General features: G+C 40.8%; 18 protein-coding genes. 7 read left to right on the forward strand and 11 right to left on the reverse strand.

From position 1 onward, the window contains the following. Positions 1–69 precede the first annotated feature (69 nt). The 3 genes from HWQ47_RS10765 to HWQ47_RS10775 all read right to left on the reverse strand — a co-directional run bounded on the left by HWQ47_RS10765 (position 70) and on the right by HWQ47_RS10775 (position 6110). Entirely contained in the window at positions 70–1263 is a 1194-nt protein-coding gene (locus HWQ47_RS10765; RefSeq protein ID WP_269971114.1) for a YibE/F family protein, read from the reverse strand. 192 nt (positions 1264–1455) lie between these two features. Next, the gene (locus HWQ47_RS10770) at positions 1456–3618 is read right to left on the reverse strand and encodes a bifunctional metallophosphatase/5'-nucleotidase (protein WP_269971115.1); all 2163 of its coding nucleotides are present in this window, start codon (positions 3616–3618) and stop codon (positions 1456–1458) included. 314 nt (positions 3619–3932) lie between these two features. Continuing rightward, on the reverse strand, positions 3933–6110 hold the full coding sequence (locus HWQ47_RS10775) for a M3 family metallopeptidase (RefSeq protein WP_269971116.1): 2178 nt from the start codon (positions 6108–6110) through the stop codon (positions 3933–3935). A gap of 204 nt (positions 6111–6314) precedes the next feature. Between HWQ47_RS10775 and HWQ47_RS10780 the strand changes: the two genes are divergently transcribed. Continuing rightward, a complete protein-coding gene (locus HWQ47_RS10780; protein ID WP_269971117.1) occupies positions 6315–7841 on the forward strand; it encodes a dipeptidase in 1527 nt (508 codons plus the stop codon). A gap of 99 nt (positions 7842–7940) precedes the next feature. On the opposite strand, the gene ggt is transcribed toward HWQ47_RS10780, so the two are convergent. Next, a complete protein-coding gene (gene ggt / locus HWQ47_RS10785; RefSeq protein WP_442802046.1) occupies positions 7941–9656 on the reverse strand; it encodes a gamma-glutamyltransferase in 1716 nt (571 codons plus the stop codon). Between the two features lie 217 nt (positions 9657–9873). On the opposite strand from ggt, the gene HWQ47_RS10790 reads away from it, so the two are divergent. Further along, complete coding sequence (locus HWQ47_RS10790; RefSeq protein WP_269971119.1) at positions 9874–11082, forward strand: GNAT family N-acetyltransferase; 1209 nt, start codon at positions 9874–9876, stop codon at positions 11080–11082. Here HWQ47_RS10790 and HWQ47_RS10795 read toward each other — a convergent pair. Both HWQ47_RS10795 and hppD read right to left on the reverse strand, forming a co-directional pair. Continuing rightward, positions 11079–11696, reverse strand: coding sequence for a LysE family translocator (locus tag HWQ47_RS10795; RefSeq protein ID WP_269971120.1), 618 nt, complete (start codon positions 11694–11696; stop codon positions 11079–11081). The two genes, HWQ47_RS10790 and HWQ47_RS10795, sit on opposite strands and share 4 nt — an antisense overlap. Positions 11697–11856: 160 nt before the next feature. Further along, positions 11857–12897: a 4-hydroxyphenylpyruvate dioxygenase gene (gene hppD, locus HWQ47_RS10800; protein ID WP_269971121.1), complete on the reverse strand. Its 1041-nt coding sequence runs from the start codon at positions 12895–12897 to the stop codon at positions 11857–11859. A 190-nt stretch (positions 12898–13087) separates the two neighbouring features. On the opposite strand from hppD, the gene HWQ47_RS10805 reads away from it, so the two are divergent. Next, complete coding sequence (locus HWQ47_RS10805; RefSeq protein WP_269971122.1) at positions 13088–13984, forward strand: LysR family transcriptional regulator; 897 nt, start codon at positions 13088–13090, stop codon at positions 13982–13984. 337 nt (positions 13985–14321) lie between these two features. Next, complete coding sequence (locus tag HWQ47_RS10810; RefSeq protein ID WP_269971123.1) at positions 14322–14678, forward strand: DUF6508 domain-containing protein; 357 nt, start codon at positions 14322–14324, stop codon at positions 14676–14678. A 48-nt stretch (positions 14679–14726) separates the two neighbouring features. Here the strand turns inward: HWQ47_RS10810 and HWQ47_RS10815 are convergent, their stop codons facing one another. Continuing rightward, positions 14727–15659: a cytochrome-c peroxidase gene (locus tag HWQ47_RS10815; protein ID WP_442802047.1), complete on the reverse strand. Its 933-nt coding sequence runs from the start codon at positions 15657–15659 to the stop codon at positions 14727–14729. A gap of 299 nt (positions 15660–15958) precedes the next feature. Further along, on the reverse strand, positions 15959–16186 hold the full coding sequence (locus HWQ47_RS10820; protein ID WP_269971125.1) for a PGPGW domain-containing protein: 228 nt from the start codon (positions 16184–16186) through the stop codon (positions 15959–15961). Positions 16187–16406: 220 nt separating this feature from the next. On the opposite strand from HWQ47_RS10820, the gene HWQ47_RS10825 reads away from it, so the two are divergent. Continuing rightward, entirely contained in the window at positions 16407–17150 is a 744-nt protein-coding gene (locus HWQ47_RS10825; protein ID WP_269971126.1) for a substrate-binding periplasmic protein, read from the forward strand. 139 nt (positions 17151–17289) lie between these two features. Here the strand turns inward: HWQ47_RS10825 and HWQ47_RS10830 are convergent, their stop codons facing one another. Next, on the reverse strand, positions 17290–17697 hold the full coding sequence (locus HWQ47_RS10830; protein WP_269971127.1) for a YccF domain-containing protein: 408 nt from the start codon (positions 17695–17697) through the stop codon (positions 17290–17292). Positions 17698–17937: 240 nt separating this feature from the next. On the opposite strand from HWQ47_RS10830, the gene HWQ47_RS10835 reads away from it, so the two are divergent. Beyond that, positions 17938–18855 (forward strand): 1-aminocyclopropane-1-carboxylate deaminase/D-cysteine desulfhydrase, encoded by a 918-nt coding sequence (locus tag HWQ47_RS10835; protein ID WP_269971128.1) that lies wholly within the window; start codon positions 17938–17940, stop codon positions 18853–18855. Positions 18856–19083: 228 nt separating this feature from the next. Here HWQ47_RS10835 and HWQ47_RS10840 read toward each other — a convergent pair whose 3' ends face one another. After that, complete coding sequence (locus HWQ47_RS10840) at positions 19084–19257, reverse strand: hypothetical protein (RefSeq protein ID WP_012324572.1); 174 nt, start codon at positions 19255–19257, stop codon at positions 19084–19086. Positions 19258–20107: 850 nt separating this feature from the next. Here HWQ47_RS10840 and HWQ47_RS10845 point away from each other — a divergent pair. Further along, positions 20108–21046 carry a chemotaxis protein CheV gene (locus tag HWQ47_RS10845; RefSeq protein ID WP_269971129.1) on the forward strand — a complete coding sequence of 313 codons (939 nt, stop codon included), beginning with the start codon at positions 20108–20110 and terminating at the stop codon, positions 21044–21046. A gap of 60 nt (positions 21047–21106) precedes the next feature. Here the strand turns inward: HWQ47_RS10845 and HWQ47_RS10850 are convergent, their stop codons facing one another. Next, a complete protein-coding gene (locus HWQ47_RS10850) occupies positions 21107–21775 on the reverse strand; it encodes a hypothetical protein (RefSeq protein ID WP_269971130.1) in 669 nt (222 codons plus the stop codon). Between the last annotated feature and the right edge of the window lie 41 nt (positions 21776–21816).

Consider the following 21816-nt stretch of genomic DNA (forward strand, 5'->3'; position numbering starts at 1 on the left):
GATCCGTTTGCAAAAACGGACCTTTATTTTTGATTAATACCGATTAGTTCTAATTGGAATTATATCAATTTATCTTTTTATTGCTGTCATGTCAGTTTTGAGAATAGCAGTATCAATCTTTGACTTTGAATGGACTGTTGCAGTATCTCGTGGGTCATTTAAGAAATACATAGCAAGCCATGCAGTGATAGGAATTGTTAGCACAATACCCACGCTACCAGCCAGTGCATGTATGATGCTTAATGCAATAACAGGCGTATTTATAAACTGAGTTAATGGCATATCCAACCCCCACACCATCATAATCGTAGTGAGCGAGCTACCTGCAAAGGCCATAATCAGTGTGTTGGTCATGGTACCCATAATGTCACGTCCAATGTTCATGCTGGCTTGCATAAGCTGTTTTGGCGTGAGTTTAGGATCGGTAATTTTAAGCTCGTTATAAGCTGATGCAATAGAGATCGCTACGTCCATCACAGCGCCTAATGCTGAGATCATGATGGCGACAAACATTAACCAGCGGATCTGTATTGGTTGAGTAGCAAGATAGATAACATCCTCACCCTTATCGAGATAAATTCCTGATAAATGTGCAAACTCACCGAAGAGTTGCGCCATTACCCCTGCAGCGATAACACCCAGAAGTGTGCCCGCCATGGCACAATAGCTTTTGCGATTATTTCCAGTCACCAACAAGAAGTTGACCACAATTTTTAAGCCCATCAAGATGATAGTAATAAGCACGGGATCCCAACCAGCAAAAATAGCGGGTATTAATATTCCTATGACTAGGGCTGCGGTAAAATAGAGCGAGACTACTGAATTTATTCCCTGTCTTTTACCAAATGACATAAGTAACAATAAAAAGGCAAAGCTCATCCAATAAATGGCCGTAGAACGTTTATGATTATAGGCCCAGTAAACGGTCCCATTGGCTGTTTCACGGATCATCATGATGAAGGTGTCGCCCTCAGAAACCAACACGTTATGTTGCCTGCTGAGTGGATTTTTAACCTCGACAACTTTTCCTGATAACTCTCCATCTAAAATTTCGGCCGTGAAGACCTGCTTGCCTGTCAAAATGGAGGGTACTCTGGGATCCGGTGCCAAGTCATTTGAGATGACGCTAATTACTCTTGCGTCTACAAATACCTGCTCAACTGAAGATTGAGGCTTTAAATGCTCGCTCAAACCAGGAGACATATAGAAAATCAGGGTCGACAATAGGGTGATAAACAGAGTAAAGCGATAGGTTTTTAGCATAAGGAAGCTACTGTTTGTTGATTGAGCACAATGATTGCAAAGGTTAACTGATATCGTTATTTCGCATGATTGATAATATACAAAGGGTGTAAATCGACATAAAAAGAAGATAGCCCGAGTCAGTTTGAACGGGTTATCTCTTTTATGTCGTGTTATAAAATAGCTTATGGCCAGAGTTAGACCGCTAAATTATCACTTACCAGCAGGAACACAGCCTTGGTAAACCATATCTGGATCTAGGTTGCCCGCATTAGGGTTGACAAAATATGTGCTGTCATCATTAGCATTCAATGAATGTAAGATACCAGGATATTTAGGGTTATCAAGGTCAATACTCACACAGATCTCTTGCTTGATCAGTCTATTCCAAAGTGCTTGACCTTCAGCGCCATCGTTACGTTCTTTAGTGATTGCGCCATCTTTCTGATACTGTTTAAACTCCCAGTTTGGATTGAAAAAATCATCTGCGATGACGCCTTTATTGATCTCAACGTACTCAGTTAACATGTCACGAATAGCGTATACAGATTCGTTTACTGAGTCATACTTAACATCTGCATCGGTGGCCCAGCCATACTTCTTAACGTTAGAGCCCCAACGGTAGCTGTTCATTGCCACTTTATATGTAGCAGCTGCATCAAATTCTTTTCCAGCAATCTCGATGATCTCGATACGGCTACCTTCGGTGGTGACCTTGTAATCTTCGTCCATCGCAAAAGCTTCACCGGTTAGATCGACAACAAACTCAATCTCGCCATCGAATTGATCGTACATGTACGCTTTACTGCCCTTCATAAAGGAGACGGTTAAGTCACCCTCTTTATAGGTGTTGAAGTAAGTGTAAGACCACTCCATATAACGTTTCAGATTTGCACCCGTCATCTCAATAGCCACTAAGGTGTTATCGTACTCATACAGATTGGTTGAATCTTTCTTAGCGTACTCTTGACCATCGAGTAGGTTAGAGCTATCGGAGAACAGAGAGGCCGCTGAAACTACAGCACCGGATTTTCTAATCTGGATCTGATTAACAAAGTCCATTAACGGCGTGTCGACAACCTTAGCAGTATGAATCGTTGTGTATAAACGGCCTATGTTATCATTGTAATCTTCATGAATAGCTTCATCAGCGCCACCACCTGGTGTGAAGTCGCCAGTGACCATTCCTAATAGCGTCTGAGCATCCTCTTTAGAGATATCATCAACATATTGGAATTGAGCACTGATATCCTCTTCCTCTTTCACATCTTTAGTGGTGATGTTGCTTAGTGTGGTGTCCACCATCTCCCACTTGCCGCTGGTGTTCTTCTTCAGCTGAATTTCAGCTTTGGCAAGGGCCCAACCCCATTTGCCCGGCTCGATGATCTTAACGCTTTCAGCGCGGTTAGCTTCGTTATATGTGCCTGAAATAGCTTTATCTTCCATAGTGTCTGAGCCACCAACGGAGATATCTGTTGATGTGATCTCATCACCTGATGATTTTGCAATGCTTTCAATGTAGGTCGCGTGTTCATGACCGGCTAAAATAACATCAAATTTGTCAGCCATCTCAGCAGCTATTTTATGCACGCCCGCACCGGCGTCTGAGTCACGGCCGATATGGAAGGCGCCCACGATAACATCTGGTGCGTACTTTTTGATAAGTTCATCAACTGCTGCACGTGTCGATGCTAACTCTTCATCAAATTTAAGACCGGCGAAGTGACTCGGCGCCGATGCTTCCCAGTTTGGTACATTGGAAGGTGTTACACCGACAATTGCAATTTTGGCACCATCGACTTCAAAGATCTGGAACGCGCGGATATAATTCGCGCTATTGTCTTCCCACTTAATGTTGCTCGAGATCACTGCGCCGTTGAAGTGGTTTAGGTTACGATCGATAAAGCTACGTTCGAAGTTAAATTCATGGTTACCTGGCACCCACACGTCGAATTCGAGGGCATTTAGGGTTGCGACAACCGGATGAGTCGGATCGTCGTTAAAGAGTTGAGCAGAGTTACCCTGAACCGTATCACCGATATCGATCAAGATCATGTTGGGATTGTTGGCTTTTTCTGCCTTTAATAATGTGGCGATACGGGTGAGGCCCGCATCAGCATCTTCGCCATCGATAGCGTAATCATAACCAAAAATGCGACCATGAAGATCCGCTGTTGCGCCGATTGTAATGGTTAGCTCATCAACCTCTTCTTGGCTTTTAACTATGATATCTGGCGTATTTGTGAGGGTTCTTCCCTCTGTGACAACGACTGAAAAACCGTTATCAACTTCAACTTCAACAATCTTGTCGTCGGAACAACCTGCAATACTGGCAAGGATCGCCAAGCACAAGACACTATATTTTGTATTTTTCATTATCAACCCCATTTATTATTGGAATAATGGCCTATCGCGTAAATCAATACCTGATCTAGCTGGCAATTATCTATCTGTTAGTTAACTATTTTTTATTAGCTTTTAACCAACAGAAACGGATTCTAATGATATGAAAAGTAATGATATTGATCTTTATCACATCCAGTTAATTGTATGATGACCGAGTGGATACACTTGTGTTTAAGCTGTTGCTTTTTTACGGTGGTTTGGTTGGGGAAAGTGAATTTGTTGTATTTATAAAAAAGCACGGTAAACACCGTGCTTTAATATAAATCATATGCCAGTTTGTTAAATTAGTCCGATAGCAACCCGCGACTGCGAAGTAGTGGGTCGATCCCCGCTTCTTTACCGCGGAACTCTTTATAAAGTTTCATCGGATCTTCACTTCCACCCTGTGATAGCACGGTGTTTCTGAATGCATCTGCAGTGGCTTTATCGAAAATACCATTCTCTTTAAAGGCTTCAAAAGCATCGGCGCCTAAAATATCAGACCAAAGGTAGCTATAGTAGCCCGCAGAATACCCACCTGAGAAGATATGTGCGAAGTAAGTACTACGATAACGAGGTGCTATCTCACCAATTAAACCCATTTTATTGAGTGAGGCCGCTTCAAATACTGTCGCATCTTTTGGCGTGAAGTCTGTCAGCGTGTGCCAGTCTAAATCAAGTTTAGTTGCCGCCATATACTCAACCGTTGCGAATCCCTGGTTAAATTTACTTGCCGCTTGAATTTTCTGAACCAGTTCCTGAGGGATCACTTCACCGGTTTTATAATGTTTAGCGAACTGAGCAAGGACTTCAGGCTGGGTCATCCAGTTTTCCATCACTTGTGATGGAAACTCTACATAGTCACGCGGTACAGATGTTCCTGCCTGTGAGCGATAATTTACATCGGATAACATACCGTGTAGCGCATGGCCAAACTCATGGAAGAGTGTGCTTGCTTCATCGAAAGTGAGCAGAGATGGCTCGTCGCCAACTGGGCGAGGGTAGTTAAGTACGTTGACGATAATAGGCATAGAATCGACACCATTCATATCATATTGCTGACGATACGAGTTCATCCAAGCACCACCACGTTTACTGTCACGCACGTAATAGTCACCCATAAAGATAGCCATTAACGAGCCATCTTTGTCATACACTTCCCATGTACGCACGTCATCATTATATTTTGGTAGATCGGTACGCTCTTTTACTGTGATGCCAAATAGACGATTAGCCGTATAGAACACGCCTTTTAAGGTGTTTTCCAGTGAAAAGTAAGGTCGAGTTTGTTGCTCATTAAAGCTGTATTTCGCGACGCGAATTTTGTCGGCATAATAATCCCAATCCCAAGCAGAAAGTTTGAAGTCGCCACCTTGCTCATCGATAAGCTCTTGCATCACTGCAACTTCAGCTTTAGCTTGACCTAATGCCGCGGGCCATACCTTGTCCAGCAAGTCATAGACGTTTTCGGGGGTTTGTGCAGTGCGTTCTTCGAGTACTAAATGGGCGTGTGTTTTGTAACCTAACAGTTGAGCACGCTCTGCACGAAGCGCCGCCATTTTGGCTAAGATTTTCTTGTTATCATTGGCGTTGTTATTGTTACCACGCTCAACATAGCCCTTGTAGATTTTTTCGCGAAGTTCACGATTATCAGCGTAGGTCAAAAATGGTGTGATAGAGGGGCGAGATGTGGTGAATACCCACTTGCCTTCATGACCACGCTTCGTTGCTGTTTGGGCGGCAGTGCTGATCACATCGCTTGGTAAACCCGCTAGATCGGCTTCATTGTCGATCACTAGTTCAAATGCATTGGTTTCGGCCAATAAGTTGTCACCAAACTCTAGGCTTAATTTACCTATCTGATCATTCAATGCTCGTAGTGTTGTTTTATCTGCTTCGTTTAGGTTGGCGCCACCGCGAGTGAAAGACTTATAAGTGTCTTCCAATAGCTTTGCTTGGGCTGTGTTGAGGTTTAACGTTTTACGTTGCTCATACACGGTTTTTACTTTCTGGAACAGTTTGTCATTCAATAAGATGTCATCGCTGGCTGCTGAAAGCATAGGTGACACCTCTTTAGAGATGACTTGAAGTTCATCATTGGTATCAGCACCAGTAAGGTTATAGAAGACACTGGCGACTTTTGAGGTTAGGTTACCTGAAAACTCCATCGCTTCGATCGTATTAGCGAAGGTGGGTGCTTGTGGGTTGTCGATGATGGTTTTGATCTCAGCATTAGTTTGTGCAATACCTGCTTTAAAAGCGGGTAGGTAATGCTCGGATTTGATCTTATCAAAATCAGGTATACCTAAATAGGTGTCATATGGCTTAAAGAACGGATTAGCAACTGTTTTTTCAACGGGCTGCTCTACAACGACTTCAGCTGCAACCTTAGTTTCTGCAGTAGATGGCGCTTCACCACATGCACTAAGAGCTAACGTGAGTGCAATGGCTGCTGCGAGTGGTTTGAGGGTTAATCCCTTCATAGTTTTATATCCCCGATTTTTTGTTGAGTTGTTTTTATTCTTTTAGGTTAATCGTTTTAAGTATCATGATTGAAGGTGTTAAATCCATTGAAATTATGTTTAGTTTGTAACAAATGTTTTGAGTGCTGTGTTTTTATACATTATTAGGCTGGTTTTATGGCAAACTAACAGAGTTTCCTGATAATTATAATAATTGGATAGCCCATGAAATACTTAACTAAATTGATGATTTTAGCCCTTGGCTGTGTGATGGCTTTTTCTGTACTGGCGCTAAGTCCACAATCCCAGTCTGTTGCGGATTACGCTGTTAAAACTTACGAACAAGCGATGGTAGATTCCCTGACCAAATTAGTCAGTTTTAAGACGGTTGCTACGGAGGGACTGACACCGGATAACGATCCAGAATTCATCGGTTTTAAGGCGGAGCTCAAACAATTGACGCTAGAGCTGGGTTTAAGCTATTCAGATCATGGCTACGTGCTCTTAATTGGCTTAGGTGAACATGATGATAAATTAGGGATTATTACTCATGGTGATGTCCAACCTGCTAACCCGCTATTGTGGGCACAAAACCCATATATTCTTGATACTCATTCACAACCTGGGCAATTAATCGGCCGCGGTACAGAGGATGATAAAGGTGCAATTGTCACTGCTATGTACGCGATGAAATCGATAAAAGATAAGCAACTTAAGTTGAGTAAACGTATTGAGTTGATGGTCTACCTCGCTGAAGAATCCGATTGGGATCCCCTTAAAGCATTTTTGAAAACCTATACTCCAGCTGAAATTAATATCACCATAGATGCAGAGTATCCGGTGGTGACTGCCGAAAAAGGTTGGAGTCAAATAGCGTTTACGGTACCGAACATCGATAAGGGAATAATTAACAAAGATCCAGTCGAAAATCGCGCTGAGTTACTGTCATTCTCCGGTGGTTATTTCTCTAGTCAGATCCCTCAACAAGCCAGAGCAACGTTATCCAATGTGTCATCCTCATTACTCTCTAAGTTAAAAGCTGATGTGCTAAAGCAGAAAAGAATGTTGTATCGCTTCGAGCGCCAAGGCAATGAATTGACAATTTATGCCGATGGTAAAGCCGCACACTCCTCTTCACCGGAAGATGGGGTGAATGCAGTGACACATTTAGCTGAGCTATTATCCAGTCATCCCTGGCCCAAATCTCAAGCTTCACTGACACTTGCATTTATTCATGAGCTTGTTGGGCTGGGCATTGAGGCAGAGAAGTTTGGGAATATCGCATATCGGGATGATTTTATGGGGCCGATGACGTTAGCGCCAACAGTGGTTGAGCAAACTGATGGGGGAACTAAAGTGACGTTGAACTTGCGTCGACCAGTGGGCAAAACACCTGAGTTACTCGATGTTCAAACCACTAGGGAACTTAAGGCGTGGCAGAACAAACATGGGGTTAGCTTACTCGGTGTGGAAACCTATTGGGGTAAGCCTATGATCATGGAGGATGCACCTCATTTGAATACGTTATTGGCTGTATTTTCACATTTTACCGGTGTTAACGATCCACAACCAGTTGCAATCGGTGGCTCAACTAACAGTAAATTGTTTCCTAATGCCTTAAGTTTTGGACCTACAATGCCAGGGAAAGAGTACACGGGACATACTGAAAATGAGTTTATGACGCAAGAGCAGTTTATGCTGAACTTGAAGATGTATACCGCTGCATTTATCGAACTTACGGTGGAGCAATAAAGCTTAATCAATACAGGTAAATTGGCTGAATAGAAAAAGCCAGTGCTTATATTCTCACTGACTTTTTTGAATAAGGTAACTGATCAGACTACGAGATAGTTAATAACCTAAGGTTTCGCTACCTGCACGTCTTGGATCAGATGCACCAAATATGCCTTGCTCTGTCACCATAATAGATTGGGTTGAGCCCATGGCATTATTGACTTTAACGTCATGGCCCTTAGCTCTTAACAGCTCTATGGTGTCGCTATTTAAACTATGTTCAACGCGTAATATATCGGGTAACCACTGATGGTGAATACGCGGCGCAGCGGTGGCTTCGGCGATATTAAGATCGTGATCGATGACATTCATGATGATCTGCATAGTGGTATTGATAATACGCGAGCCGCCAGGGCTGCCTGTGACGATAAAAGGTTTACCGTCCTTCATCACTATGGTTGGACTCATTGAGCTGAGAGGGCGCTTATTACCTTCAACTGCGTTAGCATCACCACCCACTAAGCCATAACCGTTAGGCGTACCAGGCTTAGCTGAGAAATCGTCCATCTCGTTATTGAGCAATATGCCTGTTCCTTTTGCCACCATGCCTGAGCCGTAACTGAAGTTAAGGGTGTAAGTATTAGATACAGCATTGCCCCATTTATCGACAACTGAGTAATGGGTGGTCTGGTTACTTTCATAAGGCGCTAAGTTGCCAGGCTTTACCTCACTGCTGGGCGTTGCTTTATTAACGGCTATTTGACTGGCGAGTTTTTTGGCGTAATCTTTGTTGATTAGCGCTTGTACGGGGACCTTGTAAAAGTCAGGATCACCTAAGTATTCACTACGATCAGCATAGGCTCTTCGCATGGATTCAGTCATTAAGTGCAAGGTGGCTGCAGTATTATGGCCAAGCTTATCGATAGGGAATTGCTCAAGTATGTTGAGCATCTCTATGATATGAACACCACCAGATGATGGCGGGGGCATAGAGATGACCTGATAGCCTCGATAATTTCCCTCAACAGGTTCGCGTTCAATGACCTTATAATGTTTCAGATCATCTAAGGTCATGATCCCGCCAGCTTGTTGAATTGCAGATATTAATTTGTCGGCAGTTTCACCTTCATAGAATCCTTTACTGCCTTGCTGCGCAATAAGTGTCAGAGAGTGGGCTAGCTCAGGCTGTTTAAACAGATCGTCTACCTGATAATCACTGCCATCGTTTTTATAGAAGATTTCCGCCGAACTTGGCCACTGTGCAATGCGACGTTTTAAGCCCGTCAGAGAGGTGGAGAGATCTGGAGTGACATAAATGCCATCTTTTGCCATTTTTATTGCCGCTTGAGTGAGCTGTTTCATGGTCATAGTGCCATATTTTTCCAGTGCCAACTCCATGCCCATCACTGTGCCGGGGACGCCAACGGCTAAACCGTGCTCTCGGCTCAGAGCGGCAACAGGATCACCTTGCTCATTAAGGAAAATGTCTTTGTGGGCTTTTGATGGAGCCATTTCACGATAATCGATGGCGATGGTTTTGTTTTGATCTGCAATATGAACCATCATAAAGCCGCCGCCGCCAATATTTCCTGCTCTAGGGAGGGTGACTGCCAGACTAAAACCGACCGCTACAGCGGCATCTACCGCGTTACCACCTTGTCTTAATATCTCAACGCCAGCTTGTGTGGCTAAGGCTTCTTGACTGGACACCATGCCATGTTTAGCCCATATAGGTTGGGTTGTTGCCATGTGGCTGTAGACTGATGTTTCAGCTGCTTTTACTGGTGAAACGAATGCTGTAGACAGATTTATGATAGGTATAGCTATCGACATGGCAACAAATAAGGACTTGAACGCGCGCATAGGTTTCCTTGTTATTAGTTATAATTAATTATCACTGCAATGTGACGTTAAAGAAAACAAATTGCAAGTGCTAGCGAAGTTATGACTATCTTTGAGCAAATAAAATCCTAGCTAGCTCTGATCGGAGTAACTAATTATACTGATTTGAATAGCGGTGTTCTTTAATTTTTAGTGAGTCAAAATATTCATGTCAGAGCTACGTATTGAGTTCCTCCAGCAAATCTCATTAATCCCTGCTGATGAGTGGAATGCCTTGATGCGGGGCAAGTCTATGAGTGTGAACCCCTTTATTCGCCATGAATATTTAGCTGCTCTGGAGTCGAGCCATTGCGTTTGCACTAAAACGGGTTGGACACCTATGCATCTTACGATCTTCAAAGGTGAACTGCGTGTGGTGGTTATGCCGCTTTATGCTAAGACCCACTCCTATGGTGAATATGTATTTGATTGGGCATGGGCTGAAGCCTATGAACGTAATCAAATTGAGTATTACCCTAAGCTGGTTAATGCCATTCCCTTCACGCCGGTAACAGGTTCAAGAGTTGGGGTCAGTAAAGAGTTAAATGAAGAGGAGGTTGAGCAAGTGTGGTCAGCAATCATCAACAGTTTATCAGAACTGATTAAACTCGGTGGATATTCAAGCTGGCATGCTTTGTTTCTTGACTCTGATGAGTGTGAACAATATTCAAAGAGAGGTTTACTGACTCGGCTAGGTACTCAATTTCATTGGCAAAATTATGGATATCAGAATTTCGATGATTTTTTGGCAAGAATGCATTCCCGTAAACGTAAAGCTATTCGTAAAGAGCGAAGTCGAGTCGCTCAGCTTGGCCTCAACATGCGTTTTATTGATGCCAATGAAGTGACGGAAGTGCAGTGGCAAGCCTTTAACCACTGTTATCAAATGACCTATGCCAAGCGTTCGGGTCATTACGGTTATCTTAATTTGGCTTTTTTTAAAGCGTTAGCATTAAGTATGCCTGAGCAGATTAAACTGTTGGTGGTGGAGGCTACTGGTGCAGAAAGCCATGATGGGCTCCAAGTGCAACAAGAGGTAAGAGTTATCGCTTCAGCTCTATTTTTTTGCAGCGATACGCATCTTTATGGGCGTTATTGGGGAACTCTAGAGACAGTGGAGGGATTACATTTTGAGGCTTGCTACTACCAGGGTATCGAATATTGCATTAAACATGGCTTACGAACATTCGATGCCGGAGCTCAGGGGGAACATAAGGTTTCTCGTGGATTTGAGCCGATAGACATCCACTCAAATCACGAGATTGCTCACCCTGCATTTCGTGATGCAATTGAGCATTTTATTCATCAAGAAAAGGCTCAGACAACTTGCTATATAGAAGAAATGACTAAGATTTTACCTTTTAAATCTAACCGCTAACCAAGAGCAAGCCAAACACCAACGCCAATCATTAAACTACCAGCGATCCGATTCAGCCATTTGATGTTGTCACCGCGACTTAAAAAAATCTTCAAACTTTTTCCGCCGGTAGCATAGGCGATCATACTGATAAATTCGGTGAAAAGTATAATGCTTAATAGGGCGATAAACTGTGGAGCTAACTCTCTATCGACATTAATGAAAGGCGGGAGTAGGGAGATCATAAAGGCCCAACTCTTAGGATTCGCGATGGCAGTAATAAACCCTTGTGAAATTAGAGTACCATTACTGATCCTAGAGGATTGCTCATCGAGTTTTGCCATTTTGCCTTTAGCGCGCCACATCTGAACACCTATGTAGGCTAAATAGATCCCACCAATCCATTTTAAGAGTTCAAATATTTGGGGGTAATTAAGCATAATGCTGGCTACGCCCATGACTGCGGCTATAGCAACTAAAGCAACGCCGGCAAGTTCACCTACCATCATCCATAGTGTACGACGAATACCGATGCTCATGCCTAACGTCATGGCTAAAGTCATGCACATTCCAGGTGTAATGGAAACGAAGAAGAACGTCGGTAAAAATACCGCAAGTAGAGCGAGATCTGGCATTTTAAGATTACAGTTAAGTGATAAGGGAAGGGATTTTATACCTATACTGGGTTAGTGAAAACAAAAAACCAGCCACTTGGGCTGGTTTAATACCAATTGGTATCGTGTTAATGCTAAATGTGCAAACAATTAGCTCAGGTTATGATGAAAACTAACTCTTTTATAGAACACCACGACGTTGCTGGTCACGTTCGATTGACTGGAATAGCGCGGTAAAGTTACCTTCACCAAATCCAAGGTTATTTTTACGCTGTATAATTTCGATAAAAATCGGACCAAATAGGTTTTTAGTGAAAATCTGCAGTAGATACCCATCTTCATCACCATCGATTAAAATCTGATGATGTTTGATGCGCTCTCTGTCTTCAGTTACTTGCGGTAATTTTTCAAAAATAGTTTCGTAGTACTCAGGGATAATATCTAAAGTTTGGATTGACGAACCTTCCATCGCATCGAGTGATGCGACGATATCTCGGCTTCTAAAAGCTAAGTGCTGTACACCTGGACCATCGTACTCTCTTAGGTATTCATCTATCTGATTTTTCTCGCTGCCTTTACCTTCATTGATTGGAATACAGAAGCTTCCATCTGGTGAACGCAAAGCGTATGAGACCAAAGCAGTTTGAGAACCTTTAATATCAAAGTAACGAACTTCGGTGAAGCCAAATATATCCTTATAGAAATTTGACCAGTATTCCATTGTACCTTGGTAGACATTATTGGTGAGGTGGTCGACTTCGGTGAAGCCTTTTTCTTGAGTAATAATTGGATCTTCAAGGTCAACAAAATCATTTTGATAGATGTTGTTCTCTTCACCAAAGATATCGATAAAATAGATCAAACTATCACCAATGCCGTAAATGGCAGGGTATGGATGATCTTTACTGGCTTCCTCTGCAGGTTTTGCACCACGAGCGACAGCACCTTCGAAAGCAAATTTGGCATCTTCCACACGCCAGCCCATAGAACAAATAGCTGGCCCATGACTTTTAGCAAACTCAGAAGAAAACCCACTTCGCTCACTATTAAGCAAGAAATTGATATCATTCTGTTTATAGTAGGCAATCTCTTTTGTCTTACTCTTTTTTAATTTAGAGAAGCCAAAATCGATAAATACCTGATGCATGAAATCAAGCTCAGGTGTGGCAAACTCAGTAAATTCGATGCCTAGTAATCCCAGTGGATTTTTTTCGCTTGCCATTTTCTTATCCTTATTCATTATCTTCACTCTGTTCATGACAATTTCTTTGTTGAGGCATGAACTAAGCAAAGCATTCAGTGTGATCTAAGTATCAATCTAGTAGGTGACATGAACAAAGAAAAGAATAATAATTAGCTTGTTTCAATCTAAATATCTGATGGTATTTTTAAGTTTACATCTTGGAGGTCATATGCGGATCGATGTCGATGCTTTTAAAGTTCTAGAGGTTTTAGTTCAAGAGGGGAGCTTTGCTAAGGCTGCAGAGCGTTTACATAAGGCACAGTCAGCGGTGAGTTACCAAGTAAAAAAGCTTGAGCAACACTTAGGTGTAAACCTTTTTTGTCGTGATCAGTATCGTGCTGAATTAACGCCAGAAGGCAAAGTTATTCTTGCTGAAGGTCAAAAGCTGTTGCAGTACCTTGCCAACATTGAACATTTAGCCAGCAAGTTCAGTGATGGTTGGGAGCCTAAGCTTGAACTCATCGTCGATGGTGCTTTGCCTATGGACCCCATCATGAAGGCATTAAAGCGTATGGCATCGGAACAAATCCCCACAAAAATCCAGTTGAATGTTGAGTTTTTAGGTGGTGTGCAGGCTCGATTTGAGCGAGATCATGCTGATTTGATGTTAGTGAAAGACTACCGAACTGGGCCAAACTATCGTCCACAATCACTTCCTGATATCAGCAGTATTCTTGTCGTGTGTGCAACACATCCCCTCGCGTCAGAAAAACGTATCTCTTTACTTGAATTGCAAAGGCATGTGGAGTTAACGATTGAAGACTCCTCCCCCGATATTAATTATCAAGACGAGTTGCAGTTTGGTGGTGATAAGGTTTTTTATCTTTCAGATTTTATCATGAAGAAAAATGCACTTAAGATTGGGCTTGGTTTCGGCTGGATGCCTGATTTTCTTATACATAAGGAACTTGAGAGCGGTGAGATGGTTGAAGTTGATTTTAATGGTGGCAGTCGATATAGCTTTAGTCCAAAGTTGGTATCCACGATGGAAAGACCATTAGGAAAGGCTGGTCTATTATTTACCCAGTTTATACTGGATGAGTTTGCGAAAACGCAGTTTGGCTAACTAAATTGCATTGCAATATGAAATTTAGCGTTTTATTTTGTTGAATATGTCAAAAATTTGATTTCTCATTCAAATAAAAACTCAAATTTCTCTCGACATTTTGATAATCGATTTTAGTTCCAATTTAAACTGACTATAAAGTTAAGCTCATGTATGTGATGGAAATAAAGAGTGATCTTGCTTCATCAATTATTCGTATTGTTAAGCTTAGGTTCAGATGTCCAGCTTTAAGATAACTCTATAGATGGTACGGCATATGCAGCTTCTCTTAATAATTGAAGAGAAAAGCTCTTTTATTAACAAGAATATTGCTTTATCAGTTTGAAGGAGGCATCAGATGAATCAGATACTACTCAGTCATATCTCAGAACATTATACTAAATATGTGAGTGATTTAGCTTGTGGAGAGTACGTAAACTCTGGACGTAAACTGCATGAGTTTATAGAAGAGTTATCAGAATATCGTTTGTTATTAACTAATTTTGATTGGGATGATTGGTATCACAATAGCCATTTAGTCGACAGGCCGGAATACATTGCCGATGCTAGTTTATATGAATGTCAGCTATTACTTACAGCCATGACCCGTTTAGAACAATTTAGTCCAGGAGTGATGGACAATATGCGTCGTAGAGGGGTATTACTTGCGATCTTGGAGAGGTTTAACTGTATTTCATTAAAGTTAAATGCATAGAGATGCCAACTTTTGCTAGTATCTCTATTTTAGTTTTATTTGCGTAAATTACTCAGCAAATGGAACTGGTCTTGGTGTATTCGCATTCGACGGCGGTAAAATAGGCAAGACTATTTGAGGTTGATCGCCAGTTAATGATTTAAGAAACGCGATCATCTCTATATTTTCCTGCTTTGACAACTTTTGTCCTAACTGAATTTCGGCCATAACATTAATGGCTTCTTCTAAGCTCCAAATTGCACCGTCATGGAAGTATGGGTAGGTTAACTCAATATTTCGTAATGTCGGCACTTTAAATACGTTCATATCTGCCGCATTACCAGTTACCGCAATTCGACCTTCTGCCGGGTTTTTAGTATGGAATGGTTTGATTAATCCCATCTTCATGTACATGGTTCCCCCAACAGCTGGGCCGTTGTGACAGCTCACGCAACCTTTGTTTTTAAATAGTTGATATCCGGCGGTGGCTTCATCAGAAATCGCAGATTTGTTACCCAATAAGTACTGATCAAAAGGACTGTTTGGGGTCACCAGTGTTTTTTCAAAGGCGGCTATAGCATCGGTAATGTTGTCAATTGATATCTTACTATCACCATATACATTTTCAAATCTTGCTTTGTACGCTGGCATAGAGTCGATAGTTGACACGGCAAGATCGTGAGAGAAGCCCATCTCTTTTGGATTGGCAATAGGACCGCCAGCTTGTTCTTTGAGATCTTTAGCACGACCGTCCCAAAACTGTGCTAACCCATATTCAGCATTTAATACTGTCGGTGAGTTGATTGGACCCTCTTGCCAATTATGACCAATTGAAGTTGGTAATGCATCTACACCACCAGTGGAGAGGTTATGACAAGAGTTACACGAAATAAATCCAGACATTGATAGCCGTGGTTCGAAAAAAAGCATCTTACCCAACTCAACTTTTTCTGGCTCAGTGATCATTGTAGATTTAATGATCTCAATAGGTTCTTTAGCCATAACTGGAGAGGTGCAAATTGCAGCAATAATGGCAAGTGCTAAGGGAGAAAATGGTTTCATAATAGACCTTTGATTAAGATGTTTAATTCGATTAAATTTATCGACGTAAACATAATATTCAGTTCTCACATACTTTTATAACACTTTGTTTAGATAGGGACTATCGCATATTTGGATTGATTTTTAGTGAAGTAGATCTCGGACAAGAATGTGAATTTTAGATAGGATCTTAGCTCAAGTTCAAACTTTGCTTGTAAAGTGTGAACTTGATGGTTAAGTATGCTTGCGATATAAACGAGTTAACGTTTTATGCTCCACAGCAGCATTTTTCTATCAAGCCATGCAGCTGATGTCGACAATTGTTTCTGACTTTTACGTAACCAAGTTTTAGCCCAAGGATATTCTAGGCTTAAAATGGCTAAGCCTATCGGTAACAGTAACCAAGCGGGTCCTGGTAAAATGAGCAGTGCAGCTCCTAGTAATGTGAGTCCTCCACCTAGGACTGTTATGGCAGTCTTTCGTAGCATAAGCAGCTTCCCCTTCTTCATCTTTCATTATATTCTCACTATTCTCCCCCTCTTTTGCTAGGCAAAAATTGTAACAAAGGTTGATTTATTTTCGAGCTAAATCATCTATACTTTCAACAAATCACTAATGAGTAATGAATCCGTTTTATTGCTTTAAGGGGATTATAATATCGATGGTGCTACTGGTTTAATTCGCGGTAGTAAAGGCAGAACACTCATTATGGCTCTTGGTTTTCTCGTTGGGATACTTGGAGGGATTGTTGCTACTCAGATAAAAGCTGACACCTTACATCTAGTCTCTCTTCATTGGCCCCCTTACTCCGGAAGTCAGTTAGCAGAGCAGGGCGCTATCATTGCGATAACTCGTGCAGCGGTTAATGTGATGGGTCATGAGCTTGTTGTGGATTTTTATCCCTGGAGTCGAGCTGTGAGGTTGGTTAATAGAAACAATTCTAAATATGAAGGTTACCTACCCGCATATATCTATCCAACTGAAAAATTTGTTTTTTCCGATGTATTAGGTACCAGTCCTTTAGGGTTAGTAGAGCGACAATTACATCCTATAGGCTGGTCAAAAATGGCAGATCTTAATCAATACACCCTAGGTGTTGTCAGTGACTATGTGAATACAGTAGAGCTCGATGCTATGATAAAACTAGGAACTCAAAAGGTTGAAGTGGTTAATTCTGATGAACATAATTTGACTAAAGTGGCTACTGCCAGAATTGATGCTGCAGTGATGGATGTTAATGTGCTGCAGTTCCTACTTTTACAAAAAGAGTTAAAACCTCTGAGCAATAAAGTACAAGTAAATAGAAATATATTAGAAAATAAACAACTAACTATCGCGTTAACTAATAGCCCGCAAGGGCATTTCTGGCGTGATATTGTCAACGCTGGACTTGCCAAAATTGATGAAGACTCAATGCTTTCAACTTATATAGAAAATAGAACAAATAAATAGGTTTTTAAGGTGTTTTTTTACTCAATATGGTCATTTTGAGTGTCGTATCGATGACGTCACTTTAGTTATTTAGATACCCTATTATCTATTTTGGCCCACTCGAGGGCCAGAATAGATCTAGCAGATAGAAATGTAAGCTTTACGCCCTTGTGACAACAGTTTGTCCTATTGGTGTTAAGCTCAATATGGCCAATTTAAGGTGCTGTATACCAAATGGAATACCTATAATTGTAACGAAACAGGCTAGCGCATGAGTCAGGTGACCAATGGCAAGCCAGATCCCAAAAAGTAGAAACCAGACTATATTCCCAATAGTTCCGAAAGCGCCTGTTCCAATATCTTCGTTACCAGTGAGATTTTTTCGATTCATATGGTCTTGGCCAAATGGCCAGAATGTCATCTCACCAATAACAAAGCATGCTCTCCCGAATGGAATGCCTATAATACTAATATAACAAAGTAAACCTGCGAACCACCAGGCAAGTCCCATCACGAAACCACCAAGAACAAACCAAGCGATGTTAAATATCAAACGTAAAACGGCCATTAATAACTCCATAATTAAAGATATAGACTCATAAAAAGATCATAGGTGAGTATACTTTTCATGATTAATATTTTTTATTAAGCTATTTTTGTGCCAAGTTTTCATCTTGCTGTAATTGTTGGGTTTTATTATTTGTTGGCTCTGTCTTATTAGTCAGAAATACTCGTGATTGGCTATTTTGCTCAACTGATCTAAGTGGTAAAATGCGTTAGGAAATACGATTTGACGGTTTATCTCTATATGAAGTTAAGCAATACACCTGTAGATTCAATAAACATGTTTGACAGAGAGATTTTTATTAAACGTGATGATCTTCTACATCCAGAGTTTTCTGGCAATAAGGCGCGCAAGTTTGCTTATTTTCTTGCCCATGATTTTCCTGGAGCAAATAAACTAATCGGTTACGGATCGCCTCAAGCTAACTCTCTTTACTCTATGTCGGCATTAGCTAAACTTCGGGGCTGGGATTTAGACTTTTATGTGGATCATATTGCTGCACAAATTAAGATCCAAACAGAGGGCAACTATGTTGCTGCATGTCAAAACGGGGCAAATGTGATTGACCTTAGTGAGCAGCCGGATAGAGCTGGTCGTGACAGTGCACAATATATAGAAGAAGTTGTATTAGTTAATGAGCCCAACGCATTATTTGTTCCCGAAGGAGGACGTTGTGAGTACGCTGAATTTGGTGTTGCTCAATTGGCTAAAGAGATCATTGACTGGGCAGTTCAAACTGAGCATCCCAATTTAACCGTATTTCTTCCTTCTGGCACAGGTACAACTGCACTGTTTCTTAATAAGCATTTTATCCAGTCAGGTGTAAATATCCGAGTGTTGACTTGTGCATGTGTGGGGGGAGATGATTATTTGAGCCTACAGTTTACTGATCTTTGTCAGATAGAGAAATTTCATCCGCAAATTGTCTCTTTGTCGAGAAAATACCATTTTGGCAAACTATATCGTGAATGCTATGACATGTGGAAACATGTTGGTGAGCAGGGAATTGAGTTTGAACTCTTATATGACCCTATCGGTTGGTTGACGCTTGAAGAATACCTAAGAAAGAGAGGTAAACAAGATCCAATTATGTATATACATCAAGGTGGTTTATTAGGCAATACCAGCATGTTACCAAGGTATAAACGTAAATTTGGATAATGAGTATTAAGAGTTTAGGTTTGAAAGGAAATATTTGAAGTTTTTACCAGTTGGTCAGGCTAAGTATCTGTGAAATTGATACGGCCTAGACCAAAGGTAGATGCTGCTTTAATGCTTAATAGCCGACGTAATGAAGTCAGTCCTATCTGTTCTTTTAAAGAACACTCGATACTAATGAGAGGAGAGTATCGAATTGCATAATGTTAACTTTTATAACTTGTTTTTGATTTACTTGTTGCTTGAAAGCAACCATTTCATAAACGTTAATGCTTCTGTACGCTTTGAAAATGTTTGTCTATTTTTCCCAAGACTATCGGTGAATGCGATAGAAGACTTGTTTAGAGAAATAGAATTTACCGGAAAACTAACTGTGATCTCATGACCATTTACGTTGTACGACATATGTCATACTCCTTTTTATTGTTGTACTGCTTTATTGGCAGTGTATATGTAATTATAAATATCCTTAGCATTTTTGCGAAAGACTAATTTAGGGTTCGATTTGAGCCTACTTAGCTTCTGAATCTTAATCAAGACTATTTTCTATCTATAAATGTTAGTGTTTGTAACAGTCTAGATTTGAAGTTCATTGATTTAGTCAGATTTAATCATAGTAGTAGGACCGTAATATGACCAGTTTTTAGATGCAAACCAGGTGTATTAATATTTTTGCGAGGCATTGACGAGAGGGTCAAACAAAAAGCAAACTACTTTAACTAGGGTACTCAAAATCTATTGTCAGTATACCTGTCGATTTCCAAGTGTCAATATTTATTTAATCAATTATTTTTTGTTTATATCACCAAAATTTAGCAGCCATAAACTGCTGTTTTATTAAATAAGTGATAGTATTTATAGGTGTTATGTCTGAAATTGGTTGTGCAAATGAGATGCTTTCGTCTCTTAATTGTATGGTTATTTTCAGCAGTGCTAGCAGCAGGCTAGGCAAAGGGAGTGTTCATGTCACTTCTGAAGTCGATGGTTTACGTGGAAAACAGGTGATTTAGCTGATGTATAACTTATCGAACAGGCGCCTTTATAGGGGCATTATGGCAATTGTACAAGAACATGGTTCTAGAATTATTCCTGTTGTGTTTATAGCTGCTAAAATATAACTATCTATGGGTAGGTGAGTGTCACGTATGTCATCTTATTCGAATTGTGACTTAAGTTCGACTATGGATTTACTGGCCACCATTAATAAGCATTATTGTCTGAGACTAAGTGTCTCATATTTTCCGAGATTTGTATTATGGCAAAAGTACTCGATTCAGTTGATCAACGCACTAAACTCGTCGGTGAAAACCGTTTAGAACTTCTATTATTTCGGATCAATGCAACTCAATTATTTGCAATAAATGTATTTAAAGTCAAAGAGGTTGTTAAGCTTCCTCCGCTGAGTTCTTTACCTGGTAGCCATGCTAATATCTCGGGAGTCGCTAATATTCGTGGGACCTCAATACCTGTTATAGATCTAAGAGGTGCTATCGGTTTTTCACCTATGAGTGATGATCAGGAGCGCAATTTGATTATCACGGAATATAATCGGAGTGTTCAGGGCTTTATGGTGGGTAAAGTTGAGCATATTGTGAACATGACCTGGAGTGATATTTTGCCTCCACCAAAGACTGCAGGTGTTCATAATTACCTGACCGCTATATGTCGATTAGAGATTGATGGTGTGATCAATATGGTGTCTATTATCGATGTTGAAAAAGTGTTAGCTGAGATCATTAATTATGATATTCGCCTGTCAGACGGCGTTTTGGATGAAGAGTTAGCAAAAGAGATGGTTGGGCTTAAGATCCTCATTGCAGATGATTCTTCTACCGCGAGAAGACAGATTAAAGAGACGTTAGAGCCCTTAGGTATTGAGATTCTGGAAGTCTCTGATGGCCTTCAGGCATTAAAATTACTGCAAAGTTGGTGTGATGATGGCAAGTCCATTTATGATGAGATCTTAATGTTGATAACCGATGCAGAGATGCCTGAAATGGATGGTTATAAACTCACCTCTGAGATACGAAGTGATAAACGTATGAGTGCTCTCTTTGTTGCATTAAACACATCTCTGAGTGGGAGCTTTAATGAAGCAATGGTTGAAAAAGTGGGTTGTGATCGATTCATCTCAAAGTTTCAGCCCGATCTCTTGGTCGGTGTAGTACAAGATTGTCTTAGAAAATCAAAGTAGTTATAAAATATAGTCATAATAAAGCAGCTTATGCTGCTTTATTATTTGGCTTTTAATCAGTTAAAACCAAGTTGAATCACTTAGCTCTTCTCCTTGCTCAATGGAGAGATCTTTTAATACTTCTTGTTTAACTCTTTTATTTGAAGCGATATTGATCCGGCAGAGTCTAACAGCATACCCAAATCGGGATCGACCGACTTGCGACACTACCGCTTGAAGAAAAAGTTTATCTAACCCTAAGGTTTCACTGTAATGACTTACAGCTTTTGCCAGTGAGGGGAATTTTACGCCATCGAACTCAAATATTGATTTAATCTCATCTGTGTCTATTGGAACGCCATCTATGGCTATTGGCCAACTATGAGCATTGACTCTATCTCTAGCGATGAGATACATCATCCAGCCGCTTTTTTTAAATCCTTCAAATACCTTACAGGAAAACTCAGAATCGATTAACTCCTGTTCTGTCCAGTTAATGCCTATCGCCAGATGTTTTGCATATATATGCATCAGTTCATCTTTAACTGCGCTCTGACACTCCCAGATAGAGGTCAATTTATGCTGTTCGGCCAGTTTTAAGCATTCTTTACAAACGGGCACTGCTAAGCTTGGGTGTGGAGTGTGATTATTAGCATGATACTTAAATAGAGCATTACAAGGTTCAGCACAAAACCAACAGGTATGACGAAGATCGAATGGAATATCGATAAGAGGGGGAGATAGCGTCATCACATTCTAGCCTGCTTGACGCCATTAATTTTATTTATCAT

The sequence above is a fragment of the Shewanella sp. MTB7 genome (assembly GCF_027571385.1).
Lineage (GTDB): Bacteria > Pseudomonadota > Gammaproteobacteria > Enterobacterales > Shewanellaceae > Shewanella.

Coding starts and splice junctions, on each gene's coding strand:
- HWQ47_RS10765 (WP_269971114.1), bottom strand. CDS start 1,263: ATGCTAAAAACCTATCGCTTTACTCTGTTTATCACCCTATTGTCGACC.
- HWQ47_RS10770 (WP_269971115.1), bottom strand. CDS start 3,618: ATGAAAAATACAAAATATAGTGTCTTGTGCTTGGCGATCCTTGCCAGT.
- HWQ47_RS10775 (WP_269971116.1), bottom strand. CDS start 6,110: ATGAAGGGATTAACCCTCAAACCACTCGCAGCAGCCATTGCACTCACG.
- HWQ47_RS10780 (WP_269971117.1), top strand. CDS start 6,315: ATGAAATACTTAACTAAATTGATGATTTTAGCCCTTGGCTGTGTGATG.
- ggt (WP_442802046.1), bottom strand. CDS start 9,656: ATGTCGATAGCTATACCTATCATAAATCTGTCTACAGCATTCGTTTCA.
- HWQ47_RS10790 (WP_269971119.1), top strand. CDS start 9,874: ATGTCAGAGCTACGTATTGAGTTCCTCCAGCAAATCTCATTAATCCCT.
- HWQ47_RS10795 (WP_269971120.1), bottom strand. CDS start 11,696: ATGCCAGATCTCGCTCTACTTGCGGTATTTTTACCGACGTTCTTCTTC.
- hppD (WP_269971121.1), bottom strand. CDS start 12,897: ATGGCAAGCGAAAAAAATCCACTGGGATTACTAGGCATCGAATTTACT.
- HWQ47_RS10805 (WP_269971122.1), top strand. CDS start 13,088: ATGCGGATCGATGTCGATGCTTTTAAAGTTCTAGAGGTTTTAGTTCAA.
- HWQ47_RS10810 (WP_269971123.1), top strand. CDS start 14,322: ATGAATCAGATACTACTCAGTCATATCTCAGAACATTATACTAAATAT.
- HWQ47_RS10815 (WP_442802047.1), bottom strand. CDS start 15,659: ATGGCTAAAGAACCTATTGAGATCATTAAATCTACAATGATCACTGAG.
- HWQ47_RS10820 (WP_269971125.1), bottom strand. CDS start 16,186: ATGCTACGAAAGACTGCCATAACAGTCCTAGGTGGAGGACTCACATTA.
- HWQ47_RS10825 (WP_269971126.1), top strand. CDS start 16,407: ATGGCTCTTGGTTTTCTCGTTGGGATACTTGGAGGGATTGTTGCTACT.
- HWQ47_RS10830 (WP_269971127.1), bottom strand. CDS start 17,697: ATGGCCGTTTTACGTTTGATATTTAACATCGCTTGGTTTGTTCTTGGT.
- HWQ47_RS10835 (WP_269971128.1), top strand. CDS start 17,938: ATGAAGTTAAGCAATACACCTGTAGATTCAATAAACATGTTTGACAGA.
- HWQ47_RS10840 (WP_012324572.1), bottom strand. CDS start 19,257: ATGTCGTACAACGTAAATGGTCATGAGATCACAGTTAGTTTTCCGGTA.
- HWQ47_RS10845 (WP_269971129.1), top strand. CDS start 20,108: ATGGCAAAAGTACTCGATTCAGTTGATCAACGCACTAAACTCGTCGGT.
- HWQ47_RS10850 (WP_269971130.1), bottom strand. CDS start 21,775: ATGACGCTATCTCCCCCTCTTATCGATATTCCATTCGATCTTCGTCAT.